This is a genomic window from Elusimicrobiota bacterium (assembly GCA_026388075.1).
Taxonomy (GTDB): Bacteria; Elusimicrobiota; Endomicrobiia; order Endomicrobiales; family JAPLKN01; genus JAPLKN01.
On the sequence record JAPLKN010000138.1, the window covers coordinates 1 to 8,922 of the forward strand.

Genomic DNA, 8,922 nt, shown 5'->3' on the forward strand with positions numbered 1-8,922 from the left:
AGGAAGTTCATCATCCTTGCGGATTCGCTTCCACCCCAGGCGGATTTTCAACAAACCAAGTTCGAATATCATTCAAGAGGCACCGTTTTATATTTTAATTATGAAAAAAATCAAATGTAATCTTCCTGCCTTGGCTTTCCTGGATGTTGAAACAACCGGGCTTTCAACGCAAAACGGGGACAGGATCTGCGAGATAGCAATCTTGCGGCGGGAAGAAAACGGGAAAATAACTAAATGGGAAAGTTTAATAAATCCCTGCAGGCCCATTTCATACGGGGCTCAAGCCGTTAACTGCATAACTTATGATATGGTTAAAGATGCCCCGGTTTTTGAAGAAGTTGCAAATAAAATACTGAAACTTATTAAAGGAAGTTCGTTGGTATGCCACAATGCGTATTTTGACTTAAATTTTCTTGCCATGGAATTAGCTTTATGTGATATTGTTTTGCCTGTTTTGCCGATTGTAGATACGTTAAGAGTAGCAAGACAACATTTTAATTTTCCTTCAAATAGTCTGCCCAAAATAGCCGAATTTCTTGATATAAATGTTGAAAAAAAACATAGGGCTATGGCAGATGTTGATACCACGCACAAAGTTTTTAACCGATTTTGGGCAGAGCTCAATAAAAAAGGCATCAGAAAAATTGAAGAAATAGCATTTCATCATATTTAGGGGACACTGAGAAACTCCGCATTTAGCTTGCCTATTGACTTAAATTTCTAAATTTCTTATAATTCTTCTTCGTTTCATAAACAGAAGAGGTATATTTTAATGGACAGAAAGACATATTTAGCTAAAAATACCGATATAAAAAGAACTTGGCATTTGATAGATGCATCAGGTAAAGTTCTCGGCCGTCTTGCTACGGAAGCCGCCGATAAATTGAGGGGCAAAGGAAAGCCAATTTATACCCCCAGCGTTGACTGCGGAGATTTTGTTGTTGTTACTAACGCAAGCAAAGTGGTATTAACTGGAAAAAAGCTAGAGCAAAAATTTGCTTTTCATTTTTTGGGCCATCCCGGCAGCGACCGTCATACTCCTTATTCAGTTATCATGGAAAAAAATCCTGAAAAGGCAGTGATTCTTGCGGTGAAAGGGATGCTTCCAAAAAATAAATTGGCAAGCAGGCAAATTAAAAGGCTTAAAATATACAAAAATTCATCTCATCCTCACGCAGCGCAGTTTGCTTCTTCAGTATCGGGTGCGAAATAAAAATATTCCGAAAAGGAAGGAGTGACAGCCCGCAAACCAGAACAAAGTTCGGTTTAAGCGCAAGATAGATGTTGGGCCATAAGTCGTAAGACTTATGGAAGAGGGAACCTTAGGTTCCCTTGATTGGGAGCGCTGAACGGAGCAAGTCATTCCGGAGTGAAGCAACGAAGTAAGCCCGAACGATAGCGAGGGCGCGACAAAAAGAGGGATATATGGCTCAAGGTTCAATTATTCAAGCGACAGGACGAAGAAAAAATGCCAGTGCCCGAGTTAAGATACTTGAAGGGACGGGCAAAATTATAGTTAATAACAAGTCCATTGACGATTTTTTTTCGGGCCTTGAAAGGCACAAGAAAGAAGCCTTAAGACCCGTTTTGCTTTTTCCTTCCGCTAATAGCCATGATATTTATGTAAATGTGCGAGGCGGAGGAATAACGGGCCAGGCCGGAGCTATCAGTCTGGGTATCGCACGAGCGTTTTTAAAGATGGACCCTTCCTTAAAACAAAATTTGAGGAAAGAAAATCTTTTGACTCGCGACTCGCGCATGGTTGAACGAAAAAAACCGGGCAGGCCAAAAGCGCGAAAGAGATTCCAGTACGGCAAGAGATAATTTGTTTTTCAAAAACTAAAAAGATATTATATAAATATGGACAAAGACGTCCTTGATAAGCACAATGGTGAAGTGCATGTTAAGGGCGTTTTTATTTTGCGGGTAAACCCCGTTAGAGAAAATGCAAACTTTACCCCGTTAGAAATCTCTACTGACTTGGATACAAATCGGCGTTTTAACCAATAGTTTCTAACGGGGCGAGCAAACATAGGTCAAGGCGTTACCCTGTTTATCTGATAGCGTAGATTTCAAATGGCTGATAGGTATTGGTAGCCCTTCTCTAAACGGGGTAAAAATGCTAAACTTAATTTAGTTAAAAAAATGAATTATGAGGTGAATGAAAATGGCAAAAAAAATCAGAAGAAATCAAAATGATCAAATTTCATCAATTGAGAGCATATATGGTGAAAAAGTATTTAGTTTAAAAACTATGAAAAAGTATCTTTCTGCCAAAGCTTACAAATCGCTTATGGGCACTATAAGGGAAGGCCGTTCTTTGGATCCAAAAATTGCAGATGAAGTCGCGGGGGCTATGAAAAAATGGGCCGTTTCTAAAGGAGCGACTCATTTTACGCATTGGTTTCAGCCTTTGACCGGAGGAACAGCGGAAAAACACGATTCTTTTATTGTCCCCGATGGTGAAGGCGGGGTTGAAATGAAGTTTTCAGGAAAAGAGCTAATACAAGGAGAACCTGATGCTTCAAGTTTTCCTTCCGGCGGGCTTCGCGCAACTTTTGAGGCGCGGGGGTACACTGCTTGGGATCCGACAAGCCCTGCATTTATAAAGCAAGGTCCTAATGCTGCAGTGCTTTGCATACCTACGGCATTTTATTCTTATAACGGGGAAGCGCTTGACAAAAAAACGCCTTTGCTTCGGTCCATACACGTTCTTGCCAAGCAGATCAACCGTCTTGCGAAACTATTCGGGATAAAATCTAAAGGGATACATCCTTATGCAACTCTGGGTCCGGAACAGGAATATTTCCTAATTGATAAAAAATATTATCTTGAACGGCTTGATCTCATTCAAACCGGACGGACACTTTTCGGAAAAAAACCCGCTAAACATCAGCAGATGGAAGACCACTATTTTGGTGCATTAAAACCACGCATAATGGCATTTATGGAAAACCTTGATCATGAACTTTGGAGATTAGGTATTCCTGCTAAAACACGCCATAATGAAGTTGCTCCCGCGCAATTTGAGATAGCGCCGGTTTATGAAGCGCTGAATCTTGCTGTTGACCATAACATGATGGTTATGGAGACATTGAGGCAGGTTGCTGAAAAGCACGGTCTGGTATGTTTGCTGCATGAAAAACCTTTTGCAGGAATTAACGGTTCAGGCAAACATAACAACTGGTCAATCTGCGGGCCTGACGGAAAAAACTGGCTTACGCCGGGAAACAATCCTCATGAGAACGCAATATTTATTACCGTTATTTGTGCTTTAATGAAAGCGATTGATACTTATGCCGGAATGCTCAGAGGCTCAGTTGCTTCTGCAGGAAATGATCACAGGCTTGGCGCAAATGAAGCTCCCCCGGCAATTATTTCCATATTTTTAGGTGAACAGCTTACAGATATAATTGAACAGATAGAAAAAGGCGGGGCAAAAAGTTCAAAAGAAGGCGGTTTCCTTGAAGTGGGCGTGAGTTCTCTTCCTAAACTTCCTAGGGATGTTACAGACAGAAACCGAACTTCTCCGTTTGCTTTTACGGGAAATAAATTTGAGTTCCGCGCCGTGGGATCAAACCAAAATTGCGCTGGTCCAAATATTATTTTAAACACCATTGTGGCCGATGCCTTGGATGAAATTTGCACTGAGCTTGAAGCAGTCGGCGCGAAAAGCAAAAAATTCAATGAATCGTTACAAGAAATACTTCAAAGGATAGTTAAAAAACATAAACGCATAGTATTTAACGGCGACAACTATACTGAAGAATGGCATAATGAAGCCGAAAGGCGGGGTTTGCCTAATTTAAAAAATAGTTTAACTGCTTTAAAAGAAATGGTTAAAGATGATGCGATTAAGGTTTTAGAAAAACATAATGTCCTTTCAAAGACCGAAAGCCTTTCCCGATATGAAATATATAAAGAACAGTATGAAAAGACTGTTAAGTTTGAGACAGGAGTGGTTTTGGAAATGGCAAAAACTCTTATTATGCCAGCAGTAATTAAATATAAGAATGAACTGGCAACTACGATCCAAAATGTAAAAGCAAACAAACAAAATACCAAAAATACCGAAGATTTGCTCAACGAGGTAGTTACCTTGAGCGAAAAAGCTCTTTCAGAAATCAGCGCGTTAGAAGAATCTTATGAAGGACATGATTCTCTAAACATGCTTGACTTCATGTCCCAGCTGAGGAAAACGGTGGATTCCCTTGAAGGCGTTGTGGCAAGGGAATACTGGCCTATCCCGACATACACTGAGATGCTGTTCATTTATTGATACAGTGATGAATAATGAGTATTGAGTTGTCAGTATTGAGAAAAAAATGAAATTTTGGTTGGACAAATGTGTCCGGCGATAGAATGTGTCTATTGCCGGCATTTTTGTCTGGAGATTGCGAAAATTCTTTTCCGGGATCGTCCGCCGTCGCTACTGTGGCGGATTATCCCGGAACGGAATTCTGTCTGATAGTTCTTTCTTCCCAAACCCGGTTAATCACTTCGGCAAGCTCAGTGCCGAACCGGGTTTGATAAAAAAAACAGATAAAAGAGGTTGTCCAAAAAAACAGGATGATGAGAATAAATAATTTCAATCAGAGCCTTTATGATCCGCGTTTTGAACACGATTCATGCGGCGTGGGATTTATCTGCAGCATCAAAGGAAAAAAATCCAATGAAATTGTAAAACAAGGCCTTGAAATACTTCAAAGGCTTTCGCACAGGGGAGCGACCGGAGCCGATCCCTTAACAGGCGACGGGGCGGGTATATTGATACAGACTCCGCACGAATTTTTTTCAAAAGTTTGCGCTCAAACTAACATTAAACTGCCCCAAGCGGGAGAATACGGAACAGGCCTTATATTTTTACCTCAGGAATCAAATGAAAGGGATATATGCAAAAAGATTTTTGAAGATACTATAAAAAAGGAAGGCCATTTTTTATTGGGATGGCGCGAAGTTCCTGTAGATGATTCAAAACTGGGTAAAAGCGCAAGAGAAACCGAACCGCAGATAGAACAGGTGTTCGTAGGTAAAAACAAATCCATAAAAGACCAAATAGAATTTGAACGAAAACTTTATGTCTTAAGAAAAAAAATTGAAAATGCAGTAGAAAGTTTAAATCTCAAACAAAAATCATTTTTTTATATTACAAACATTTCTTCAAGAACTTTCCTTTATAAAGGCCTTTTAAAACCCGACCAGCTGGACCAGTATTTTCTTGACCTGAAAGATAACAGCTTAAAGAGCGCAATTTCTGTTGTGCATTCTCGCTACAGTACAAACACTTTTCCTACCTGGGATTTAGCCCAGCCGTTTCGTTTTGTTTCTCATAACGGAGAAATAAATACGCTTCGCGGAAACATCAACTGGATGAAAGCAAAAGAAAGCCTTTTAAAAAATCCTTTTTTCGGCGAAGATATTGAAAATATCAAGCCCATTATTAATGAAGAAGGAAGCGATTCCGCAATATTTGATAACGTTTTTGAACTTTTATCATTTTCAGGAAGATCTCTAAGCCATTCAATTGCGATGATGATACCGCCGGCTTGGGAAAGAAACAAATTTATTACCAAAGAGATAAGAGACTTTTATCAATATAATGAGTGCCTTATGGAGCCCTGGGACGGCCCCGCGGCCATTGCTTTTACTGACGGCGTGAGGGTCGGAGCGGTTTTGGATAGAAACGGGCTTCGCCCTGCAAGATATATTGTAACAAAAGACGAACATGTTATTATGGCTTCTGAAGTCGGCGTTTTGGATATAGACCCCAAAAACATATTGGAATCGGGAAGACTTGAACCGGGAAAAATATTTTTTATTAATACTGATCTCGGCCGAATAATGGATGATTCTGAAGTAAAAAGCATTATGGCTAGGCAAAAACCTTACGGAAAATGGCTGAAAGAAAACTTGACCGAACTTGAAAGCCTGCCTTCTATTAATCTCAAGGAAGAAGAAATTCAAAGCGACGATTTAATAAAACGGCTGAAAGCTTTCGGATACACAAGAGAAGACTTAAAAATAATCCTTAAACCTATGATTGAAACAGCCCAGGAGCCGGTCGGCTCTATGGGAAACGATACCCCTTATGCGGTGCTTTCCCAAAAACCTCAAAATCTATACGGCTATTTCAGGCAATTGTTTGCCCAGGTTACTAACCCGCCGATAGATCCTATCAGAGAAGAACTGGTAATGGATCTGGAAAGTTTTATGGGTAAAAGGGAAAATCTTCTTGATGAAACTCCGGAACACTGCAAAAAACTTAAAATTAAAAATCCTATACTGACAAACCACGAACTTTTTAAAATAAAAAATCTTAATTTGAAAGATTTTAAATCAAAAACTATATCTATCCTTTTTAAAGCAGATGAAAAAGGAAGCTTTTTAAATACTATGGACAGGATTTGCCGTGAAGCGGAATCCGCGATAAAAGAAAACTGTTCCATAATTATTTTAAGCGATAGAGGTGTAAACAAAAATTTTGCGGCCCTTCCTGCATTAATTGCTGTGGGTGCGGTGCATCAGTATTTAGTCAAAAAATCTTTGAGATCTCATATAGGTTTGATTTTAGAAAGCGCAGAACCCAGGGAAGTTCACCATTTTGCAGTTTTACTCGGATTCGGGGTCGGTTTTATTAATCCTTATATGGCTTATGAAACAATTAAGTATATGATTGATGAAAAACAAATTGACCTCACTTATGACCATGCCATACATAACTACATAAAAGCTGCCAGCAAAGGCGTATTGAAAATTCTTTCAAAAATGGGGATATCAACAATCAGGAGTTATCGCGGAGCGCAGATATTCGAAATATTGGGGCTTCATAGCGAAATTGTTCAAAGATGTTTTAAAGGCGCGGTATCGCGTATTGGCGGGGCAGATTTTGAAATCATAGAAAAAGAAACAATTTTACGTCACAAAGAAGCTTATCATGATTTTAAAGACGAAACTCCTCTTAATGGCGGAGGTCACTATCAATGGAAAAGGGACGGGGAATTTCACCTGTGGAATCCTGACACAATATCCGCGCTTCAGGATGCAGTTAGAAACAATGATGAAAAACGTTACCGGGAGTTTGCCGGTTTTGTTAATAATCAATCTCCAAATCCGACAACTTTAAGAAGTCTTCTAAAATTTAAAACTTCAAATTCAATACCCATTGAACAAGTTGAGCCTGTGTCAGAAATTGTAAAACGTTTTGCGACAGGCGCTATGAGTTTCGGCTCAATTTCTCGCTCAGCGCACGAAACAATGGCGATAGCGATGAACCGTTTAGGAGCAAAATCAAATACGGGAGAAGGCGGTGAAGACCCGGCGAGATTTGCTCCGCTTCCAAGAGGTGATTCAAAACGGAGCGCGATAAAACAGGTTGCTTCAGGCCGTTTCGGGGTAAACATAAACTACCTCACAAATGCGGACGAACTGCAGATTAAAATAGCTCAGGGCGCAAAACCCGGCGAGGGGGGGCAGCTTCCGGGACATAAAGTCAGCGCAATTATTGCCCGCACCAGATACACTACTCAAGGAGTAACTTTAATTTCTCCGCCGCCGCATCACGATATTTATTCCATTGAAGATCTTGCCCAGCTGATATTTGATTTGAAGAATGCTAATCCGCGCGCAAGAATTAGTGTAAAATTAGTTTCCGAAATAGGCGTTGGAACGGTTGCGGCCGGAGTTGCCAAAGGCCATGCCGATATGATTTTAATTTCGGGCGGGGACGGCGGCACAGGAGCTTCGCCGTTAAGTTCCATCAAACATGCCGGGCTTCCTTGGGAACTCGGCCTTTCCGAAACACATCAGACCTTGTTGTTAAACAATTTGCGCAGCCGCGTACGGCTTCAAACTGACGGCCAGCTGAGAACAGGAAAAGACCTTGCTATTGCGGCTCTTTTAGGGGCTGAAGAATTTGGGTTTGCCACTGCGGTTTTAGTCGTTCTAGGATGCATAATGTTAAGACATTGTAATTTAAACAATTGTTCGGTAGGCATTGCGACACAGGATGAATTGTTAGAGCGCCGTTTTACGGGAAGGCCGGAGCATATAGTCAATTATTTTAATTTCATTGGAAATGAATTAAGGGAAATTATGGCCGGCCTCGGATTTAAAAAAATAGAAGAAATGGTTGGGCGAAGCGACCTTTTGGAATTAAATAATGATATTTTGCCGTGGAAAGCAAAAAAAATAGATTTTTCAAAAATATTATTCAAACCTCAGGTGCCGGAAAGTTACGGCACATACTGCTCAATAAAACAGGACCACGGAATAGAAAATGTTTTGGACAAAAAATTAATCGAGCTGTCTGATGACGCAATTAAATACGCGCGTCCCGTAAAAATTGATCTTGAAATAAAAAATTCAAACCGTTCCATTGGGACGATGCTTTCTAATGAGATTTGCGAAATTCATGGTGAAGAAGGCCTTCCGGAAAATACTATCATCTGCAAATTGAAAGGTTTTGCCGGCCAAAGTTTCGGAGCTTTCTTGATTAAGGGAGTTACCCTTGATCTGGAAGGCATGGCGAACGACTACGTCGGTAAAGGTATTTCCGGCGGAAAAATAATAATTTATCCTTTTAAAGGATCTGATTATCGGCCGCACGAAAACATAATTATCGGGAACACCTCTTTTTACGGCGCGATATCCGGAGAAGCTTATATTCGGGGAGTTGCGGGAGAAAGATTTTGCATACGAAATTCCGGATTGTACGCTGTTGTTGAAGGGGTGGGCGACCACGGATGCGAGTATATGACTGGAGGAATAGTGATTGTGCTTGGAAAAACCGGCAGAAATTTTGCTGCTGGAATGTCCGGAGGCACAGCCTACATATATGATGAAGACGGGAGTTTTAAAGATAAATGCAATATGGAAATGGTTGAACTGGAAACTATTGGAGAAAATGATATAGCTATGGTAAGA

The 8,922-nt window shown here is 40.5% G+C and carries 5 protein-coding genes; all 5 read left to right on the forward strand.

Features of this window, described 5'->3' with window-relative positions; translation table 11 throughout:
• The first annotated feature begins 100 nt into the window (after positions 1–100).
• Entirely contained in the window at positions 101–673 is a 573-nt protein-coding gene (locus tag NT145_07605) for a 3'-5' exonuclease (GenBank protein MCX5782544.1), read from the forward strand.
• A 99-nt stretch (positions 674–772) separates the two neighbouring features.
• Positions 773–1,213 carry a 50S ribosomal protein L13 gene (gene rplM / locus NT145_07610; protein MCX5782545.1) on the forward strand — a complete coding sequence of 147 codons (441 nt, stop codon included), beginning with the start codon at positions 773–775 and terminating at the stop codon, positions 1,211–1,213.
• A gap of 212 nt (positions 1,214–1,425) precedes the next feature.
• Complete coding sequence (rpsI, locus tag NT145_07615) at positions 1,426–1,824, forward strand: 30S ribosomal protein S9 (protein ID MCX5782546.1); 399 nt, start codon at positions 1,426–1,428, stop codon at positions 1,822–1,824.
• A gap of 343 nt (positions 1,825–2,167) precedes the next feature.
• Positions 2,168–4,279 carry a glutamine synthetase III gene (locus NT145_07620; GenBank protein MCX5782547.1) on the forward strand — a complete coding sequence of 704 codons (2,112 nt, stop codon included), beginning with the start codon at positions 2,168–2,170 and terminating at the stop codon, positions 4,277–4,279.
• 290 nt (positions 4,280–4,569) lie between these two features.
• Positions 4,570–8,922: glutamate synthase large subunit (gene gltB / locus NT145_07625; GenBank protein ID MCX5782548.1), on the forward strand; the 4,353-nt coding region annotated here is incomplete at its 3' end.

What these genes read in the sequence shown, in the direction of transcription:
- NT145_07605 (MCX5782544.1), top strand. Translation starts at nt 101, where the DNA reads ATGAAAAAAATCAAATGTAATCTTCCTGCCTTGGCTTTCCTGGATGTT.
- rplM (MCX5782545.1), top strand. Translation starts at nt 773, where the DNA reads ATGGACAGAAAGACATATTTAGCTAAAAATACCGATATAAAAAGAACT.
- rpsI (MCX5782546.1), top strand. Translation starts at nt 1,426, where the DNA reads ATGGCTCAAGGTTCAATTATTCAAGCGACAGGACGAAGAAAAAATGCC.
- NT145_07620 (MCX5782547.1), top strand. Translation starts at nt 2,168, where the DNA reads ATGGCAAAAAAAATCAGAAGAAATCAAAATGATCAAATTTCATCAATT.